19 protein-coding genes, 20 tRNA genes, 2 rRNA genes and 4 riboswitches (1 of these 45 running past the window's edge) are annotated in these 18,754 nt (G+C 39.0%); of the genes, 2 read left to right on the top strand and 39 right to left on the bottom strand.

The window, feature by feature from the left end:
- Positions 1-13: 13 nt before the first annotated feature.
- The 15 genes from kdpA to tenA all read right to left on the bottom strand — a co-directional run bounded on the left by kdpA (position 14) and on the right by tenA (position 11,076).
- A complete protein-coding gene (kdpA, locus tag EGX95_RS02630; RefSeq protein WP_000638367.1) occupies positions 14-1,681 on the bottom strand; it encodes a potassium-transporting ATPase subunit KdpA in 1,668 nt (555 codons plus the stop codon).
- A gap of 19 nt (positions 1,682-1,700) precedes the next feature.
- Entirely contained in the window at positions 1,701-1,778 is a 78-nt protein-coding gene (kdpF, locus tag EGX95_RS02625; RefSeq protein ID WP_223153441.1) for a K(+)-transporting ATPase subunit F, read from the bottom strand.
- Complete coding sequence (locus EGX95_RS02620) at positions 1,778-1,882, bottom strand: SipW-dependent-type signal peptide-containing protein (RefSeq protein ID WP_000887889.1); 105 nt, start codon at positions 1,880-1,882, stop codon at positions 1,778-1,780. The genes kdpF and EGX95_RS02620 overlap by 1 nt, the downstream gene beginning before the upstream one ends.
- Positions 1,883-1,980: 98 nt before the next feature.
- A riboswitch (cyclic di-AMP (ydaO/yuaA leader) is annotated at positions 1,981-2,126 on the bottom strand.
- A gap of 261 nt (positions 2,127-2,387) precedes the next feature.
- Positions 2,388-2,618 carry a hypothetical protein gene (locus tag EGX95_RS02615; protein WP_000866315.1) on the bottom strand — a complete coding sequence of 77 codons (231 nt, stop codon included), beginning with the start codon at positions 2,616-2,618 and terminating at the stop codon, positions 2,388-2,390.
- A gap of 16 nt (positions 2,619-2,634) precedes the next feature.
- Positions 2,635-3,021, bottom strand: coding sequence for a hypothetical protein (locus EGX95_RS02610; protein WP_000424071.1), 387 nt, complete (start codon positions 3,019-3,021; stop codon positions 2,635-2,637).
- 93 nt (positions 3,022-3,114) lie between these two features.
- Positions 3,115-3,262, bottom strand: a riboswitch (cyclic di-AMP (ydaO/yuaA leader).
- 85 nt (positions 3,263-3,347) lie between these two features.
- Complete coding sequence (gene thiD, locus EGX95_RS02605; protein ID WP_000867406.1) at positions 3,348-4,160, bottom strand: bifunctional hydroxymethylpyrimidine kinase/phosphomethylpyrimidine kinase; 813 nt, start codon at positions 4,158-4,160, stop codon at positions 3,348-3,350.
- Between the two features lie 15 nt (positions 4,161-4,175).
- Positions 4,176-5,195: a thiazole biosynthesis adenylyltransferase ThiF gene (gene thiF / locus EGX95_RS02600; RefSeq protein WP_001065434.1), complete on the bottom strand. Its 1,020-nt coding sequence runs from the start codon at positions 5,193-5,195 to the stop codon at positions 4,176-4,178.
- A complete protein-coding gene (gene thiG / locus EGX95_RS02595) occupies positions 5,188-5,958 on the bottom strand; it encodes a thiazole synthase (RefSeq protein ID WP_000931987.1) in 771 nt (256 codons plus the stop codon). Before thiG ends, thiF begins: the two co-directional genes overlap by 8 nt.
- 2 nt (positions 5,959-5,960) lie before the next feature.
- Entirely contained in the window at positions 5,961-6,164 is a 204-nt protein-coding gene (thiS, locus tag EGX95_RS02590; protein WP_001049505.1) for a sulfur carrier protein ThiS, read from the bottom strand.
- A 15-nt stretch (positions 6,165-6,179) separates the two neighbouring features.
- Complete coding sequence (gene thiO, locus EGX95_RS02585) at positions 6,180-7,289, bottom strand: glycine oxidase ThiO (RefSeq protein WP_000335190.1); 1,110 nt, start codon at positions 7,287-7,289, stop codon at positions 6,180-6,182.
- Positions 7,282-7,902: a thiazole tautomerase TenI gene (gene tenI, locus EGX95_RS02580; protein ID WP_000787181.1), complete on the bottom strand. Its 621-nt coding sequence runs from the start codon at positions 7,900-7,902 to the stop codon at positions 7,282-7,284. Before tenI ends, thiO begins: the two co-directional genes overlap by 8 nt.
- A gap of 10 nt (positions 7,903-7,912) precedes the next feature.
- The gene (locus EGX95_RS02575; RefSeq protein WP_123805441.1) at positions 7,913-8,914 is read right to left on the bottom strand and encodes an ABC transporter substrate-binding protein; all 1,002 of its coding nucleotides are present in this window, start codon (positions 8,912-8,914) and stop codon (positions 7,913-7,915) included.
- Entirely contained in the window at positions 8,911-9,663 is a 753-nt protein-coding gene (locus EGX95_RS02570) for an ABC transporter permease (RefSeq protein WP_002027054.1), read from the bottom strand. The genes EGX95_RS02575 and EGX95_RS02570 overlap by 4 nt, the downstream gene beginning before the upstream one ends.
- Positions 9,663-10,412 carry an ABC transporter ATP-binding protein gene (locus EGX95_RS02565; RefSeq protein WP_001256806.1) on the bottom strand — a complete coding sequence of 250 codons (750 nt, stop codon included), beginning with the start codon at positions 10,410-10,412 and terminating at the stop codon, positions 9,663-9,665. The genes EGX95_RS02570 and EGX95_RS02565 overlap by 1 nt, the downstream gene beginning before the upstream one ends.
- Positions 10,381-11,076, bottom strand: a complete 696-nt coding sequence (tenA, locus tag EGX95_RS02560) for a thiaminase II (protein WP_000666831.1) — start codon at positions 11,074-11,076, stop codon at positions 10,381-10,383. The genes EGX95_RS02565 and tenA overlap by 32 nt, the downstream gene beginning before the upstream one ends.
- Positions 11,077-11,158: 82 nt before the next feature.
- Positions 11,159-11,261, bottom strand: a riboswitch (TPP riboswitch).
- A gap of 60 nt (positions 11,262-11,321) precedes the next feature.
- A riboswitch (TPP riboswitch) is annotated at positions 11,322-11,434 on the bottom strand.
- A gap of 269 nt (positions 11,435-11,703) precedes the next feature.
- On the opposite strand from tenA, the gene EGX95_RS02555 reads away from it, so the two are divergent.
- Both EGX95_RS02555 and EGX95_RS02550 read left to right on the top strand, forming a co-directional pair.
- A complete protein-coding gene (locus EGX95_RS02555; RefSeq protein ID WP_001056061.1) occupies positions 11,704-12,864 on the top strand; it encodes an SH3 domain-containing protein in 1,161 nt (386 codons plus the stop codon).
- 5 nt (positions 12,865-12,869) lie between these two features.
- A complete protein-coding gene (locus tag EGX95_RS02550; protein WP_001137811.1) occupies positions 12,870-13,208 on the top strand; it encodes a hypothetical protein in 339 nt (112 codons plus the stop codon).
- 224 nt (positions 13,209-13,432) lie between these two features.
- Here EGX95_RS02550 and EGX95_RS02545 read toward each other — a convergent pair whose 3' ends face one another.
- The 24 genes from EGX95_RS02545 to EGX95_RS02430 all read right to left on the bottom strand — a co-directional run.
- On the bottom strand, positions 13,433-14,584 hold the full coding sequence (locus EGX95_RS02545; RefSeq protein WP_000648924.1) for a DUF3965 domain-containing protein: 1,152 nt from the start codon (positions 14,582-14,584) through the stop codon (positions 13,433-13,435).
- Between the two features lie 294 nt (positions 14,585-14,878).
- A complete protein-coding gene (locus EGX95_RS02540) occupies positions 14,879-15,298 on the bottom strand; it encodes a CBS domain-containing protein (RefSeq protein WP_000199015.1) in 420 nt (139 codons plus the stop codon).
- A gap of 130 nt (positions 15,299-15,428) precedes the next feature.
- Positions 15,429-15,500: transfer RNA gene (locus EGX95_RS02535), tRNA-Glu, on the bottom strand.
- Between the two features lies 1 nt (position 15,501).
- A tRNA-Asn gene (locus tag EGX95_RS02530) sits at positions 15,502-15,576 on the bottom strand.
- 8 nt (positions 15,577-15,584) lie between these two features.
- Positions 15,585-15,661, bottom strand: a tRNA-Ile gene (locus EGX95_RS02525).
- Between the two features lie 10 nt (positions 15,662-15,671).
- A tRNA-Trp gene (locus EGX95_RS02520) sits at positions 15,672-15,742 on the bottom strand.
- A gap of 6 nt (positions 15,743-15,748) precedes the next feature.
- Positions 15,749-15,821, bottom strand: a tRNA-Thr gene (locus EGX95_RS02515).
- 9 nt (positions 15,822-15,830) lie between these two features.
- Positions 15,831-15,906: transfer RNA gene (locus tag EGX95_RS02510), tRNA-Phe, on the bottom strand.
- Between the two features lie 9 nt (positions 15,907-15,915).
- Positions 15,916-15,991: transfer RNA gene (locus EGX95_RS02505), tRNA-Asp, on the bottom strand.
- A 3-nt stretch (positions 15,992-15,994) separates the two neighbouring features.
- Positions 15,995-16,071 (bottom strand) — tRNA-Met (locus tag EGX95_RS02500).
- A gap of 27 nt (positions 16,072-16,098) precedes the next feature.
- Positions 16,099-16,191 (bottom strand) — tRNA-Ser (locus tag EGX95_RS02495).
- 51 nt (positions 16,192-16,242) lie between these two features.
- A tRNA-Ser gene (locus EGX95_RS02490) sits at positions 16,243-16,335 on the bottom strand.
- Positions 16,336-16,355: 20 nt separating this feature from the next.
- Positions 16,356-16,428: transfer RNA gene (locus tag EGX95_RS02485), tRNA-Ala, on the bottom strand.
- Positions 16,429-16,443: 15 nt separating this feature from the next.
- Positions 16,444-16,517: transfer RNA gene (locus EGX95_RS02480), tRNA-Pro, on the bottom strand.
- Positions 16,518-16,527: 10 nt separating this feature from the next.
- Positions 16,528-16,601, bottom strand: a tRNA-Arg gene (locus EGX95_RS02475).
- 3 nt (positions 16,602-16,604) lie between these two features.
- Positions 16,605-16,693, bottom strand: a tRNA-Leu gene (locus EGX95_RS02470).
- A gap of 16 nt (positions 16,694-16,709) precedes the next feature.
- Positions 16,710-16,784, bottom strand: a tRNA-Gly gene (locus tag EGX95_RS02465).
- 29 nt (positions 16,785-16,813) lie between these two features.
- A tRNA-Leu gene (locus EGX95_RS02460) sits at positions 16,814-16,894 on the bottom strand.
- Between the two features lie 14 nt (positions 16,895-16,908).
- A tRNA-Lys gene (locus EGX95_RS02455) sits at positions 16,909-16,984 on the bottom strand.
- Between the two features lie 4 nt (positions 16,985-16,988).
- A tRNA-Gln gene (locus EGX95_RS02450) sits at positions 16,989-17,063 on the bottom strand.
- An 11-nt stretch (positions 17,064-17,074) separates the two neighbouring features.
- Positions 17,075-17,158 (bottom strand) — tRNA-Tyr (locus EGX95_RS02445).
- A gap of 8 nt (positions 17,159-17,166) precedes the next feature.
- Positions 17,167-17,242 (bottom strand) — tRNA-Val (locus EGX95_RS02440).
- A 5-nt stretch (positions 17,243-17,247) separates the two neighbouring features.
- Positions 17,248-17,363 (bottom strand): 5S ribosomal RNA (gene rrf / locus EGX95_RS02435).
- A gap of 102 nt (positions 17,364-17,465) precedes the next feature.
- Positions 17,466-18,754 (bottom strand): 23S ribosomal RNA (locus EGX95_RS02430) (it continues 1,634 nt past the right edge of the window).

Here is an 18,754-nt window from a genome sequence, read left to right as displayed (position 1 = left end):
CATTTACCCTCCATTACTTCAATGTAAGAAATTCTGCAATTGGACCGAGTACCAACATTGGGAAGAATGTTAATGCACCGACAATTACAATTGTTCCGATGAAAATGCCGCCAAATAAACTATTATCCGTACGGAACGTTCCGACTGTTTCTGGTACAACCGTCTTTTCTTTCAATGAAGCTGCAACAGCTAGCATCGTAATTAAACTGAAATAGCGTCCTAAAAACATAACTAAACCAGTTGTAATATTCCAAAACGGTGTATTATCCGCTAATCCTTCAAATCCAGATCCGTTATTCGCAGCTGACGATGTATATTCATATACTACTTGCGTCAAACCGTGGAAACCGGAATGAGAAATAGCATCCGTTCCTAAACTTGTTGAAAGAGCTAATGCTGAAAATCCTAAAATAAGCAGTGGATGAAATAGTATCGTTACCGCAATTAATTTCATTTCCTTCCCTTCAATTTTCTTACCTAAAAACTCCGGTGTCCGTCCAACCATCAATCCTGATATAAAAACTGCGATAATCGCATACATAATAATGTTCACAAAGCCTGCTCCAACGCCGCCGTATACTGTGTTTAACATCATATTTACGAGTGGTACTAACCCACCAATTGGTGTTAACGTATCATGCATCGTATTCACCGCTCCGGTTTCAGCAGCTGTCGTTACTGTTGCGTATAGTGAAGAAAATACTGTTCCGAACCTTACTTCTTTTCCTTCTGTACTTCCTTGTACATGTTCGATACCCATTCCATTTAAAGCTGGATTCCCGTTTAATTCAGATGTCGTAATTGTTATAAATCCTAGTAAAAACACCATGAATAGTGAAACGAAAAGGATGCGACCTTGTTTTTTATTTCCTACCATTCGTCCGTACGTAAATGGAAGTGCTGTTGGCAACAACATCATAAGCATCATTTGCAAAATATTACTCATTTGCCCTGGATTTTCGAAAGGATGCGTAGAGTTGGCTCCGAAAAATCCACCGCCGTTATTTCCAAGTTCCTTAATGGACACGAATGATGCAACTGGCCCGCGTAAAATACTTTGTTTCGCGCCATCAATCGTTTGCGCCGTAACTGCCCCGTCTAACGTTTGTGGTACACCAAGTGCGACAAAGACTAGTGCCGCCATAAATGTGATAGGAAGAAACACTCTCGTTAATGCTCTCGTAAAATCAACGAAAAAGTTACCGAGTTCTTTTCCAGCTAGCCCTCTTATAAATGCCATAACGAGCGCTAACGTCGTTGCCGGTGCTGCAAACATTAAGAATGTAATTCCGATTAATTGTGATAAATAAGATAAACCATTTTCACCGCTATAATGCTGTAAGTTCGTATCAGCCATAAAACTAATTGCTGTATTAAAAGCGAGCGTAGGCTCCATTCCTTCAATGTGTGCTGGATTTAATGGCAATACTCCTTGTAGTCTGAAAATGAAATATACGACAACAATCATAAATCCATTTAATAAAACTAATGATAATGCGTACTGTTTCCACGTTTGATTATATTCTTTTACACCCGTAATTTTAAAAATAAGTTTTTCAAAAGGCCCGAATACTTTATCTAGCTTTTTACTACCTTGAAAGGTTTTCTCTAAATAAATTCCCGTTGGCTTTGCCACAAGAATAAACAATAGCATTGTAATAACGACTGCAACCCAGATCATAATGAATGACTCCCCCTAATTAAAACTTTTCCGGATTTAATAATGCATACACTAAGTACACCGTAATTGCTGCAACAATAACTGATAAAACAATCATCATGATTGCTTCCCTTCTTTCACAACTTTATCTGACCAACTTGCAAGACTTGCCATCGATGCGACTAACACAACAAAAATTCCGATCATTACAACATCTAACATAGCTACCCTCTCACCTTTCTGGAAAAATTTACCATTAAAATATTAAAAAAGAACACTGAGCTCTACTCAGTGTTCAAAAAATGAACAACAAAAAGTAAACCTCCTCTCTAAACGCTTACGAGGTTAGCTGTCGGATTCGGGCCTAAAGAGTAGCCCTACTTTCAAAACTGAAAGATTCACCCCAAGTGACAATGCACAAAATTGGTTCCCCCGCTCCATTTCTGGAACTCAGCGATTTTAGGTTTTTTTGGAAATTTTATGAATGATTTATGAGAGTAAATATACTCCTCTATTTTTCACTTGTAAAGAGCTAAATTACTGAAAATAAGAAAATATCCATCTATTTAAACGCTTACATTGAGTGTTATTAATATTTTTTCATCTGTTTTCTCGTCTTTTCTTTCTTTTTCACATAAATGATCTTTTAAATACGAAATAAAAAGAGCGAATGACATGAAGTGCATAGCTTGTTGCACTTAGCATTCGCTCTATTTTTATTCACTATTTATTCTCCTCGTAAAAAAGCACGTAAATTTCTCCCGCGAATATAAACTTGTGACAATTCTGCATGTAGCTGCTCATATTCGATAACATCTGTTTTTAAATATAAAGCGTCTTTCGATGGCAATATGATATAGGGCCTTGGAAAAATAGGATCAAGTACCACCAATTCTTGAACTCGCTCTACCGATACCGCCCAACGATTCGCTATATCTCCTAGTAACAACACCTTCATCTTCTTCTCCCCCGCCCTATTCAAAAAATAAAAAAGAAATATTATCACAATTCGTAAACACGACAAATGTAGCTCCAATTGTTTCATAGAGCCTCGCTGGGTATCGTTTATTCCTTGTAACAACAGTAATAGGTGCTTGAAAAGAAAAGCGAATGTGTTCTGTAAAGAAGCTAATAATTGGAAGCTCATCCCCTAGTAAAATCACCTTCTTAATACACTCACAAACACTAGCAAAATCCTGCTCCTTACTACAGCTATACGTCCAATCAAACCCACAATTCCTCACTTCAGCCGCTATCTCTTCATTTGCGGTAAAAATAATTAACTCATGTTGAAACGCTACTAAATCTATTAAACTATTTACCTTGCTTTCTTCTCCAACACAAATAAGTGTTAGTTCCATGTACCTCATCCTCCTTAGCATAAAAGAACTCAAACATAGATTGATATTCCCCTATACTAATCAGATCGATGAAGTGATGTATCCATCATGGCACCGTCCTCTCTCAAGACGCTTACGAAGTTAGCTGTCGGATTCGGACTTTGAGAGTAGCCCTACTTTCAAAATTGAAAGATTCACCCCTAGTGACACTGCACAAATTGGTTCCTCCGCTCCATATAATTGGACTCAGCGTATTACAAAAAATATATTCTGGCTGATATATTACTCTTGTATCTAGAAAAAGTAAACAGAAAAAAAAGCCAGTTATACAACTGACTTTTGTCTACTTATACATGTGCTTTATTCAATTTATATGCAAAATGATTCGTCGGTCCATGACCACTTCCAATATGTAGCGGCTCTTCAATTGCTATACTAATAAATTGTTTTGCTTCTTGAACTGCCTCTTCAATTGAGTATCCTTTCGCAAGTCCAGCTGTAACCGCTGAAGCAAATGTACACCCGCTTCCATGCGTTTGCTTTGAAGGAATTCGTTCACTTCTAAATTCAATAAACTTTTCTCCATCAAAAAGTAAATCAATTACTTCATTACCTTGATATTCTGCATGTCCGCCCTTCATAAGTACATATTTCGCCCCTAATTCATGCAATACTTTTGCAGCCTCTTTACTATCTTCAACGTTATGAATTTCTAGCCCCGTTAACACTTCTGCCTCAGGAACATTCGGCGTTACAACTGTTGCTACTGGCAATAAATATTCTTTTAACGCTTGTACTGCTTCTTGCTGTAATAATGATGCACCGCCCTTAGCAATCATAACAGGATCTAGTACAATATTATTCCAGCCAAATTTATTAATATGTTCTGCTACAATTTGAATAATTTCGCTGCTAAATAACATTCCTAATTTCACAGCATCTGGTGTTAAATCCGTACCAATTGAATTCAACTGTTCCGTAATACCTTCTAACGAAACTGGATATACCCCTTGAACGCCAAGCGTGTTTTGAGCAGTAATTGCCGTAATAGCCGTCATCCCATACACACCAAGCTCTTGGAATGTTTTTAAATCTGCTTGAATGCCGGCACCGCCGCCACTATCAGATCCTGCAATTGTTAAAGCTTTATTTACTTTCATCCCACTCATCCTTTTCTATCCAAAATAACGATGATAAACTGTTTTTGCTTCACTTATATCTTTCGTTCCATGTACAAGTACACGACCATCTTTAAAAGCAACTAATCTCTTTTCTTCCACAGAAAATGATAATAAATATGGATTTACATTTAAATCATTCACACGATCATGCAGCAGCTCTTTGTATCGTTCAAAATCTATTTCCTCTTTATGAGGTGGTCTAATTTGAACTGTATTTCTCCCGCATAAAACTGCTGTTTTCGATGTATTTTCTTTGTTTAAATAAGGATATAATGCATTCTCTCCGCACGAAGGGCAATTATGTTTACGAAGCTTTTGCACATTCATACATGAATATTCATTCTTCCATACATCAAACGATACAAGTCCATCTCGAAGTGATTCGTAATCTTCCACTAACAGTTTAAGAGCTTCCGTTACTTGATGAGAAACGACGAGAGATACAGCAGGTGATATAATCCCCGCTGTATCACATGTCGCTCCGCCAAGCGGAATCGATTGTAATAAACAAGATAAACATGGCGTTTTACTAGGAAGGATTGTGTAAGAAAGACCGTAACTCCCTACACATGCTCCGTAAATCCATGGAATAGAATATTTTTGTGCCATATCATTCACAATGAAACGCGTTTCGAAATTATCAGTTGCATCAATCATTACATCAACGTTTGTAACGAGTTCTTCTAACTCCTCAGCTGTTACATCTTGAACGAGCGCTTCTACTCTTACTTCACTATTAATCTCTTCTAGACGCTTCTTCGCTGCTACAGCTTTCGGAAGATTATTTTCCACATCACTCTCTGCATACAATTGCTGCCTTTGTAAATTACTCCAATCGACATAATCCCGGTCAACAATCGTTACTGTGCCAACACCAGCTCTTACAAACATTTCTGCATTTGCACTACCTAGTGCGCCTGCACCGATAATGAGCACATGCTTTTCCCTTATCTTTTGCTGTCCTTCTTCTCCAATTGGAGAAAATAGTTCTTGGCGAGAATATCGATTATTCAACTACGCTCATTCCTTCTAAAGGACTACTTGCTGTTGCACAACGTTTACGTGCAATACGACCTGCTTCAAAGCCTAAACGGCCTGCCTCAATACTTAATTTCATTGCTTGTGCCATTTTAATAGGATCTTTTGCTCCTGATACAGCTGTATTTAATAACACACCATCTGCTCCTAATTCCATCGCAAATGCCGCATCAGCCGGGCTACCGATACCAGCATCAACGATAACTGGTAATGTCGCTTGTTCAATAATAAAGCTCAAATTCAATGGATTTACAATACCAAGTCCTGATCCAATTGGAGATGCTCCTGGCATAATCGCATGCACGCCAAGTTCTTGTAATTTACGTGCTAATACAACATCATCAGATGTGTACGGAAGTACGATAAATCCTTCTTCTAGTAACATTTCAGATGCCTTTAACGTCTCTACCGGATCAGGTAATAACGTTCTATCATCACCAATAACTTCTACCTTTATCATGTCGCAAAGCCCTGAAGCTTTTGCTAATTTTGCAATACGAACAGCTTCTTCAGCATTTTTTGCTCCGGCTGTATTCGGTAATAACGTATATTTTTTTACATCAAGTCTCTCTAATAAATTAGGCTGCTTTGCATCAAATATATCCATACGACGTACTGCGAACGTTAAAATTTCTGCCTCAGATACATCAATTGCCTTTTGCTGCACATCAAAATCAGGGAATTTTCCTGTTCCTAATAAAAGTCTAGAATGAAATGAAAATGGTCCAATGTTTAACATAATCAACCGCCTCCTACGAAAGTTACAATCTCAATTTGGTCTCCATCAAAAACAGATGTATCTGTATGATCATCTTTTTGTAAAATATCTTTATTACGCTCTACTACAACAATTCTGTTATCTAACTCTAAATGTGTAAGTAGCTCAGCTACTGTTTTCACACTCTCTGGCACTTCAATTTGATTACCATTAATTTTTAAATTCAAACTTTCATCCCCTTTCTAAACTGTTTTAGAAAGCAATGAATCTAGCAAGTGATTCTCCTGCTTTCCTTCTATTAAATCAGCCATATATTGACCAGAAACAGGACTTAATAAAATGCCGTTTCGATAATGGCCTGTGCAAGCATATAAACCTTTTATTTCTTCATGCTCTCCCATATAAGGAGCTTCATGATTCGACTGTGGTCTTAATCCTGCCCATGCGCTTTCCCATTCCGCTTCTTTTAATGCTGGCAATATTGTATACGCGCGCTCTAATATAGAAGTAATACTCTCTGGTTGCACAGTTTTATTGAATGTACGGGGCTTCATCGTTGCTCCAATTACGTAACGTCCGCCGCGCTTTGGTGCAATGTAAAATCTTTCTTGGAAAATAGGCGCCTTTAAAAGTGGTTTTCTACTTCTGACCGCTACTACTTCTCCTTTAACTGGATATGTACCCCATTCGCGGTGAAAATAACCTAGTAACTTTGTGCTCCATGAGCCACCCGCAATAACAACTTTTTCGCAAGTGATCATACCTTCGCTTGTCACAATTCCAGTCACTTTATTATTTTCAATACGGATATCAAATACTTCTGTTTGCTCATATATATCAGCACCCGAGAATGATGCGGAATGTGCGAATGCTTTCGTAAGCTCTGGTGCAATAACATGACCATCTTTCGGATAATATACAGCCCCTATAATTGACTCAGATAGATACGGCTCTTTCTCTCGCAAACGATCTCCCGCTAGGAAATAAGAATCTTCACCGGTTTTCTGCTGCCAATCCATAATGTGAAGAATTCTTTCCTTCTCATCTTCATTTTGAGCAATGCGATAAATGCCTTTCTCTTCATACCCAATATCGATGCCTGTTTTTTCGCGTAAAACTTCTGCAAGTTGTGGAAATATAGCACGGCTTTCTCTCGCAAGTTCAAATAGCGGGTCATATTCATCCCATTCTGCCTGCACCCCAAGTAAACCAGCGGCTGCTTTCGAGGCTTCAGATGCAATCTGTTGCTTCTCTACAATCGCTACTTTATGGCCTCTTTCTGCTAGAAAATGTGCAACTGAACTACCAATTACACCACCGCCAATTATCGCTACATCATACTTCTTACACATGTTTTTCCGCCCACTTTCTTATTGATTCCTTATAAGATTTCGCTTTGCTATACGGGTTACTACTACTTATAATCCCAGACATAACAGCAATACCACTGACGCCGTTAGTAAGAACATCTCCAGTGTTTTCCGGAGTGATTCCTCCAATTGCTGTAATCGGTATGGATAAACACCTTGCAATGTCTGAAATTTCTTCAAGCCCTCTCGCTGGCACACCTTTTTTACAATCTGTCGGAAATACATGACCATAGACGAGTGAATCCGCGCCATTCTTAAATGCATCAATCGCCTCTTCTAAAGAATGCACAGAATAACCGACATGCAAATAAGAAAACTTTTCTTTCACTGACCTTACATCTGCGCTTCGATATCCTAGCTGCACGCGCGGAATATTTAATAAAATAGCAATATCAATTCGATCATTTATCACTATTTTCGATGCTGGAAAGCCCTTCTTCAAAAGACTTTCCACACCTTCATACAATTCCTTCGTACTTTTCTCACGCTCACGAATATGCAAATAATCAATTTCACTTTCAATTTGCATCGCTACATTCACTAACTCTTCGAATGACATGTGACCATTTGAGATTACATGAAGCTCATTTTTCATATTCATTCGCCTACTTTAAAATGTTTTCGAATAACTCATCGGCCGGAACGATTTCTTTCGTCATTCCTTTATCTTTCAACCATTTATTTTGTTTCTCCCATGACCCTTTTGAATCTGATAAAAATGGCTCATCTTTCGTTTCCATCTTCTCTAATAAAATTTTCATACTTTCCTTTTCAACTTCTGGCACAAGTGGGAAGTTTTCTTTTTCTTGATGATTTAATAAAATATTCAATGCTTCATCTGGGTTTTTCTTCATAAAATCATAGCCTTTTTTCGTACCACGCAAGAAAGCTTGCAAAGCTTCTTTATCTTTTTTCAATGTTTTATCACCTGTTACAAATACGAGCTCATGATAATTCGGTACACCATAATCTGCTGGATTAAAGTATGCTGGTTCATGACCTTCATGACGCATAACAGGTACTTCGTGGTTAATATATGCTCCTGTTACCGCATCCACTTTTTTCGTAATTAATGCTGGTACTAAATCAAAACCAACATCGACTACTTTCACTGTATCTGGATTACCACCAGCTTCTTTTACCATCGTTTTTAAATACATCTCACTTAAAGGTGTTCCAGAATACCCAACTGTTTTACCCTCTAAATCTTTTGGCGATTGAATGCCTGCAGACTTCAGCGATACAACATGATTTAATGGTGAACGTACGACAGCTCCAATTGATTTCACTGGAATTTGTTCATTTGCTTTTGCCATGACAACATCTGGCTGATAATATAAGCCAACTGTTACTTTTCCTGCAGCTGCTAACGTTAATGGGTCAGTCGGATTAGAAGGGAATTTAATATTTACCTTTACTCCTTCTTCTTTAAAGTAACCTTTTTCAATTGCCGCATAAATAAAGCTATGTACCGCATTTGGGTACCAATCAAGCATGACCGTTATTTCTTTCTCTTTTTTATTCTTATCTGATGCTGAATTACTCGAACATCCAGCAATCATTGCAACTAATAATGTAAGCACAAAGATGCGTTTTAAAAATTTCATGAATGCTTCCTCCAACTAATGAATTTCTTTTCTAATACCGAAATAAGTACGACGAAGAAAATAGCTAATAACGATAACAATACAATGGGTGCAAATACACCTGCCCCGTCTAATTGCGTCATCATTCTCTTACTGAAATATCCTAGCCCCGCTTGTGCACCGAGCCATTCACCAATTGCCGCCCCAATTACACTAAGCGGTACTGCAATTTTTAAAGCTGAGAAAAAATAAGGAAGTGCAGACGGCAATTTTAATTTAAGAAAAACATCTTTTTTCGTTGCCCCATACGTAACTAAAAGCTCTTCCCATTCTTTTTTCGTACTGCGCAGTCCATCATACGTATTAACTGCAATTGGGAAAAACGTAATTAAAACCGTAACAACAACCTTACTCCAGATCGTATATCCAAACCATAAAACGAAAAGCGGAGCAAGCGCTGTAATAGGAATCGTTTGTGAGGCAACTAATAATGGATAAAATGCTCTCTCCATCCAATTACTCGCATTCATTAACATCGCTAGCCCTACCCCAAGTACGATAGAAATAGCCACCCCTATTAAAACGACATATAATGTTGCTGGCAAATGAACCATAAATAATATGTCTTTTAGTTTCCATATCTTCATTACAATTGCAGACGGTGACGGTAAAATGTACATTTCATCTACAATTCTTGCGCCTACTTCCCAAAGAGCAAGTAAAATACTAGAAAGTGTAAGAGCAGGTAATAGCTCCTTCAACCGGTTCATCATACGAGTACCTGCCTTTGCAACATACTAAGAAGCTCATCTTTCAGCGCTAATACTTCCGGTTTATATAAATCTTTTCTTGTCCGATTATGATCAAGCGGTACAATCCTCTCGGTTAAAGTAGTTATCGGTTGCTGCTCTACCACTAAAATTCGATTAGAAAGAAACAATGCTTCTTCCACATCATGAGTGATAAATAAAATTGTTTTTTCCCACTCTTTCCATTGTTCAAACAACCATTCCTGCAAAGATGCCTTCGTTAAAGCATCCAACGCGCTAAACGGTTCATCTAAGAGCAATATCTCTCCGCCTGTTAATAAAGTTCGAATGAAAGATACGCGTTGCCTCATACCACCAGATAAATCTTTCGGATATTTTGTCTCATATCCTTGTAAACCAAATTTGTGTAACAGTTCCTTTGCCTTTATTTGTGCTTCTTTCTTCTGTACACCTTGGCACTCTAGCGGCAGGGCCGCATTCTCAATAATCGTTCTCCATGGCAGGAGCATATCTTTTTGGGGCATATACCCTACAGGATGGCTCTTTGTTTCTGTTAGTTCTATCTGTCCTGTACTCGCTTCTTCTAAACCTGTAATAAGGCGAAATAAAGTACTTTTCCCGCATCCACTCGGTCCGATAATGCTTACAAACTCTTTATCTTGTATAGAAGCATTTAATTCATTAATGATTGGCTTCTCATCATAATGAAAAGAAACATTATGAAACTGTAGTATGTTCTTGCTCCTCAAATCCCCACATCTCCTTACGGTAGGACATATCCCAGAATAAATATTCAAATCGACTGGAATATAGGAAAATCTCCTCTAATCGATCTAGCTCTTTTTCAGACTTTCCAACTGCCATTTCATTTAATAAATCGATTAACCAAACACAAAGGTTGCCATATTCTTCAGAGCTATAGCCTTGAATCCACTCACCAAAGAACTCATGATCTCTTGCTCCAGGAATATCATTTAAACGCTTTCCAATCTCCCAGTAGCTCCACATACATGGAAGAAGTGCTGCTATTAATTCCGCAAGTGTGCCATTTTGAGATACAGACATCATGTAATTTGTATAAGCTAAATTTTTAGCAGATGGCTTTGCAGACTCTATCTCCTCTATAGAAATTCCAAGTCTTTTTGCATACTGTTTATGAATTGTCATTTCTCCGTTTAATATCCCATCAATTTGTTCAGCAAATTTCCCCATAACTTGTGGATTTGTTGCCTTTACAACACCGATCGCATATAACTTTGCATAATCTAACAAGTATAAATAATCTTGAATAATATAATACTGAAACTTATCTTTTTCTAACGTACCATCCCCCATACCTACAACAAATGGATGATTATGACTCATCTCCCAAACTGGTTGTACAGTTTCTAATAATCTATCGCAAAATTTCATTTCTCTATCCCCTTTCAATTTATATATCTAAATAAAAAACCACTTCTAAATAAGAAGTGGTTACAGCAAATAAAATTATAATTTATTCGTTGCTCCACTTCCCTTCGCTAGTATTATCTAGATCAGGTCTGTAAGGGTTAAGGATTATTCCTCTCTCAGCACAACAAGCACCCCTAGTGGTTTCAATATGAAATTTTCAAATAAAAAAGCCCCGTTTCTATACGCAAAGAAACGGGGACTCATTATTAGTGTCCGAATTGCTTCCCTACGCTAGCATAATCTAGATCAGGTAATAAAAAGGATCAAAGACTTAAGGTCTTACTCTCAGCTGGCAACACCAGCTCTCCTAGCAAACTATAAAATTATCACTGTCAGTATAACACCGTAATAAGACATCATCAACTGTTTTAATTTTCTCAATTGTCAACAAAATAACAAAACCATATAACACTTATATTCTATCTTAGAAATTATTATCCTAATAAATTGGATAAAAAGGAATCATTATCCTCAAAAAATTTATTTTTATATTGATTTCATATTACATTTATGTGAATACACCCACTATATTATATCTTTATACTATAATAAAATTACAACTATACAACTAGAGGAGGTCTCTATTATATGAATATGAAAGCTACTGCTTTAACAGCAACTACTGTCGCAATTGCTTCTTTACTTCCTTCTATGGGAGAAACAAATGTACAAACAGCCAACGCTGAACAATTATCTAATGTGAAAACTGGATATGTCAAAGTCGATCAAGTAGCCTTACATACAAAAGATAACGCAAATAGCTCATCAATTGATACAATTCGCTTTAATACGAAAGTGAATATACTTGAAACAACTAATGGCTGGTATAAAGTATCTGTTAATAATAAAGTAGGTTACGTACAAAAAGATTCTATTCTACTAAAAAACAAACTTCAATCTAATAATCAATATATCGTCAATGCCAATGCATTAAACGTTCGTTCTGAACCTAATTTAGAATCTTCAATTTTAGATGTATTACCAAATGGGAAATTCGTTACTATTCAAGAAGAACAAGGTGAATGGTATAAAATTTTACATAATGGCAAAACAGGTTACGTACAAAAGGCATTCGTATCTAATGGTTCACAGCCTTTAGTAAAAGGCATCACAGTTCAAAATAATACGAAATACACAGTTGCAACACCTAAACTTAATGTGCGTAGCAACGCTAGTACAAGTAGCGCACTACTTGGTTCATTACAAAATGGTACACAATTACAAGTAGTGGAAACTGTAGGAACTTGGTATAAAATTCGTTTTGGCACAGGATACGGATATGTGGCAAAGCATTATGTAGTGCAAAATCAAACGCAATCACAAGCTCAAACGACTCAACCTACTTCCATTCCAGCCGTTTTCAAATTCCCTACTCAAGGAAAAATTAGCTCAACATTTGATATGCGCTGGGAACAAATGCATTATGGTATAGATATCGCAGCTCAGGGTAATGTCTCTATCCAGGCTGCTGCGGCAGGTAAAGTCGTGAAATCATATTATTCAGCTAGCTATGGCAATGTTGTGTTCATCGCCCATCAAATAAACGGGAAATTATATACAACAGTCTATGCTCACATGAAAGATCGCACTGTACAAGCTGGTGATCAAGTACAAGCTGGACAATTAGTAGGTCATATGGGAAACACAGGTCATTCATACGGGCAACATCTTCATTTTGAATTACACAATGGAGAATGGAATTTTGAAAAAACAAATGCAGTAAACCCACTGCCATATTTAGTTAGGTAAATTGTATGCCACGCAATATCAATATACCTCTCTTAATTGAATACTTAGCCTTTTTAGGCCTAATCTGTTGCTTAGTAATTTATAATACAAATACTGTATTTTTATCTATTATCATTGCTTTTGTTGCTTTAGAAATTATGATGGAAGCTTTTCAAGTTCAACTAAAACAAAAAATTGCCCATATTTATAATGCCATTTTTCTATTAAGTGCTTTAATAACAAATATTATTAGTAATGGTTTTTATTTATCTACCGTATTTCCCGTATTTTTTATGGCGGTTTTATTATTCATAGCTAGATACATTCATGTCCCTAATAACAAAAAACACGAACAAGAAGCTTAGAAAGAGGAGACACTGTGTACCAATCTTTCAAAGATAATCCGATAAAATATATATTGAATTTATATAAAAAAACAAATACTTTTTTTGGTATACAAGGAAGCTATACGGCACAATTTCTCCTTTATGGAATGTTATTTCTCGTCTTAATTACATTCTCCTTGCTTTACTAATAAAAAAAGGATCTCACAATTGAGATCCTTTTTAATTTATATAGAAAGTGCTCTTTATCCACAAGCATATTTTTCATAAATAAAGCTAAGATTATATTTTTTCTCTAAGCTCATTCTTTGTTCATCATCACACCAATAGAACAGAATATCATGAATCGTTGCATAACGCTTATTTTTAAGAAACAGTTTAAAGAAAGATGGTAAACAGTCATGTAATTGTATAAATATATAATTGCGTAATATTTCTTCTTTATATTTAATGCCCTTACAAATATACAATAATTCTTCACAATAATATGCATGTTGTGGAACTTGGATCATTTCAAAAAATGGCACATATGATAATAATTTTCCAATAAAATGATCATATCGATCCATTATCCCTATCGTCATATGCTCCATCATATCTTTCATTACATATAAATAATCATCTACATGAGTAGTCTTGAGTGGGTCTAATCGATCTGAAATTTGAGAAAGTACAGCCCTTTGGCAAGCTAACACCGCTTGACTAGGTCCATAATATGATAGAAAGTCTGTACACTTACGATACTTTCGTAATAAATCATATGTATATAAGTCATAAACAAAAGTATTACAATACATCGCTAAACTCATCATATCACTATTTAATTGCTCTTTTGATAGTGACTTAGCTCTCTTACACATATAAAAAAATGTAAATTCTAATACTTCTTTATGGGATAATAAATGTTTACAGTCTGTTATACATTTCTCATTAAATTTAACTCTATCCCAAATTTCTACATCTCCATCAGTTAATTCACCAATACGATATTTAATTATTAAATAGTTTAAAGCAACCGCCTGCGTCAAAAGATCCCACGTTTCATATTCCAATGAAGTATGAACAAACTCAGCTAGCCCTTGAGTTACCATAAAAGTATTCGCTTCTTCATACCAACCAATTTCTTGGCATAAGCGAAGAATACGTACTAAAGTTGGAATTTCGTCTTTATGAAATTGCGGTAAATTCTTTGCTTTATTCATTCCATATACGATAAATGCCGCTAAATTTTCTTCTTTATAAAATTCTTTTTCTTTCCACACTAATATAGTTCGTTCTTTCCCTTCACCTTTTGGATGACAAGGTACAAGCAAAGAAAATAATTCAGCGAAATTATTTGGTTCTATATATGTATCTGTAACCAAATTCCAATTTGGATCGCGCTGTACAGCCTTCATATAATTCCCCTTCCCTTTTATCTACATAGGAAATATTAATCCATTATCACATCATTAACAATGAATATTGTTATATTCGAAATCAATCATAATACTTATATCTATCAGTATATCATTTTTTCTCTTATTTATAATTAGGAATGACAAATTTAAATAAACTGTCGAAATTACTAACTGTATACTTATTATATAATGGCTCAGATACATCATGCTAACATATTAGCTTAACCCTATATACTAGAATAATGTATCTGATTTTTATACGTAACGTATTACACTAATTAAAGTCTCACTTCATTCCGTATGCTCTGATATTTCACTTAAAGCAAATCCCGCTTGATCATCTGCCGATTCTTTTATAGCTAAATCTCCTAGTGCTAACATCCCAACGAGTTGACCACTCTCAACTACTGGCAATCGTCTAATTTGATACTGTGCCATTAACTCTGTAGCCTTTTCAATAGGATCATCTGGAGAAACTGAAACAATGTTTTTTGTCATTACATTTGTAATTTTATTAGATCCAGGATGTTTTTCAGCAATCCCTCGAACAACTAAATCTCGGTCCGTAACAAGACCAACAACTTGTTCATTTTCAACAACCGGGATCAATCCAATCGATTCTTCTTTCATCTTTACAGCAGCTTCATATACATTGTCTAACGGTGTACACTGTACAATATGAGTGCTCATCAAGTCTCTCACTCGTGTCATTTGTATCTCCTCCTTTTTATACATACCATAGCTTTTCCTAAATCCCTTTATTTATTTCAGGAAAATCAGTTGATAAAGGAGAATGGACGCACAATAAAAAAGAGTCAGCATATTGCTGACTCTTTTTTTATGACCCGTACGGGATTCGAACCCGTGTTACCGCCGTGAAAGGGCGGTGTCTTAACCACTTGACCAACGGGCCATGGCTCCGCAGGTAGGACTCGAACCTACGACCGATCGGTTAACAGCCGATAGCTCTACCACTGAGCTACTGCGGAATAATATATGGTGGGCCTAAATGGACTCGAACCATCGACCTCACGCTTATCAGGCGTGCGCTCTAACCAGCTGAGCTATAGGCCCATATACTTTACAGGGGCAGTAGGAATCGAACCCACACTGGAGGTTTTGGAGACCTCAGTTCTACCTTTAAACTATGCCCCTAAAGGATGCCGACTAGAGGACTTGAACCCCCAACCTACTGATTACAAGTCAGTTGCTCTACCAATTGAGCTAAGTCGGCATAAAAAAATGGTGGCTCGGGACGGAATCGAACCGCCGACACGAGGATTTTCAGTCCTCTGCTCTACCGACTGAGCTACCGAGCCAAACATAAATGGCGGTCCCGACCGGGGTCGAACCGGCGATCTCCTGCGTGACAGGCAGGCATGTTAACCACTACACCACGGGACCATTTGGTTGCGGGGACAGGATTTGAACCTGCGACCTTCGGGTTATGAGCCCGACGAGCTACCGTGCTGCTCCACCCCGCGATGATAAAATATTTACTTTATAAAAAATGGAGGAGGTAGAGGGATTCGAACCCCCGCGCGACTCTCGCCGCCTGTCGGTTTTCAAGACCGATCCCTTCAGCCGAACTTGGGTATACCTCCATGAAGGAAAAAATATTTTATTATTTATGTCTAAACCATTTTAAAAGAAAATGGAGGAGGTAGAGGGATTCGAACCCCCGCGCGATTCTCACCGCCTGTCGGTTTTCAAGACCGATCCCTTCAGCCGAACTTGGGTATACCTCCGAGACATATAATAAATAAAGTGGAGCCTAGCGGGATCGAACCGCTGACCTCCTGCGTGCAAGGCAGGCGCTCTCCCAGCTGAGCTAAGGCCCCATGTTTTTGGGAATATCGGGAAGACAGGATTTGAACCTGCGACCCCCTGGTCCCAAACCAGGTGCTCTACCAAGCTGAGCCACTTCCCGTTATTAAAAGCGCGCCCGAGAGGAGTCGAACCCCTAACCTCTTGATCCGTAGTCAAACGCTCTATCCAATTGAGCTACGGGCGCATATGGTGCCGAGGGCGGGGGTCGAACCCGCACGGTGGTCACCCACCGCAGGATTTTAAGTCCTGTGCGTCTGCCTGTTCCGCCACCCCGGCATGTCATATTGAAAATTGGAGCGGAAGACGGGATTCGAACCCGCGACCCCAACCTTGGCAAGGTTGTATTCTACCACTGAACTACTTCCGCAAGACATGTATGAGTTATTTTATTAAAAGTGCGGGTGAAGGGAGTCGAACCCCCACGCCAAAGGCGCTAGATCCTAAGTCTAGTGCGTCTGCCAATTCCGCCACACCCGCATATTTTGTTAAAATGGTGAGCCATGAAGGACTCGAACCTTCGACCCTCTGATTAAAAGTCAGATGCTCTACCAACTGAGCTAATGGCTCTTAATGGCTGGGCTAGCTGGATTCGAACCAGCGCATGACGGAGTCAAAGTCCGTTGCCTTACCGCTTGGCTATAGCCCATTAATTAAGAATGGTGGAGGGGGGCAGATTCGAACTGCCGAACCCGAAGGAGCGGATTTACAGTCCGCCGCGTTTAGCCACTTCGCTACCCCTCCGACATATATGGTGGAGGATGACGGGATCGAACCGCCGACCCCCTGCTTGTAAGGCAGGTGCTCTCCCAGCTGAGCTAATCCTCCATTTTGCCTGGCAACGTCCTACTCTCACAGGGACAAGGTCCCAACTACCATCGGCGCTAGAGAGCTTAACTTCCGTGTTCGGTATGGGAACGGGTGTGACCTCTCTGCCATCATTACCAGACTCTATTCATTTAAGACAAGAATCATTATAACTTATTTAACTTTAAAAGTCAACAAGTTTTTTTATATTCTTTCAAAACTAGATAACATTGCTTCATATTATATGGTTAAGTCCTCGATCTATTAGTATTCGTCAGCTCCACATGTCACCATGCTTCCACCTCGAACCTATCAACCTGATCATCTTTCAGGGATCTTACTAGCTTACGCTATGGGAAATCTCATCTTGAGGGGGGCTTCATGCTTAGATGCTTTCAGCACTTATCCCTTCCGCACATAGCTACCCAGCTATGCCCTTGGCAGAACAACTGGTACACCAGCGGTGCGTCCATCCCGGTCCTCTCGTACTAAGGACAGCTCCTCTCAAATTTCCTACGCCCACGACGGATAGGGACCGAACTGTCTCACGACGTTCTGAACCCAGCTCGCGTACCGCTTTAATGGGCGAACAGCCCAACCCTTGGGACCGACTACAGCCCCAGGATGCGATGAGCCGACATCGAGGTGCCAAACCTCCCCGTCGATGTGGACTCTTGGGGGAGATAAGCCTGTTATCCCCGGGGTAGCTTTTATCCGTTGAGCGATGGCCCTTCCATGCGGAACCACCGGATCACTAAGCCCGACTTTCGTCCCTGCTCGACTTGTAGGTCTCGCAGTCAAGCTCCCTTATGCCTTTGCACTCTACGAATGATTTCCAACCATTCTGAGGGAACCTTTGGGCGCCTCCGTTACACTTTAGGAGGCGACCGCCCCAGTCAAACTGCCCACCTGACACTGTCTCCCGGGTCGATAAGACCCGTAGGTTAGAATTTCAATACAGTCAGGGCGGTATCCCACCAGCGCCTCCACCGAAGCTAGCGCTCCGGTTTCAAAGGCTCCCGCCTATCCTGTACAAACTGTACCAAAATTCAATATCAGGCTACAGTAAAGCTCCACGGGGTCTTTCCGTCCTGTCGCGGGTAACCTGCATCTTCACAGGTACTATAATTTCACCGAGTCTCTGGTTGAGACAGTGCCCAAATCGTTACACCTTTCGTGCGGGTCGGAACTTACCCGACAAGGAATTTCGCTACCTTAGGACCGTTATAGTTACGGCCGCCGTTTACTGGGGCTTCAGTTCAGAGCTTCGCTTACGCTAACCCCTCTCCTTAACCTTCCAGCACCGGGCAGGTGTCACCCCCTATACTTCGCCTTACGGCTTCGCAGAGAGCTGTGTTTTTGCTAAACAGTCGCTTGGGCCTATTCACTGCGGCTTTCCGTTAAGAAAGCACCCCTTCTCCCGAAGTTACGGGGTCATTTTGCCGAGTTCCTTAACCAGAGTTCTCTCGCACACCTTAGGATTCTCTCCTCGCCTACCTGTGTCGGTTTGCGGTACAGGCACCTTTTATCTCG

Source organism: Bacillus sp. FDAARGOS_527 (assembly GCF_003812125.1).
Lineage (GTDB): Bacteria > Bacillota > Bacilli > Bacillales > Bacillaceae_G > Bacillus_A > Bacillus_A paranthracis.
Note: the sequence above shows the minus strand (reverse complement) of the source record. Positions and strands in the feature narration are given on the sequence as shown.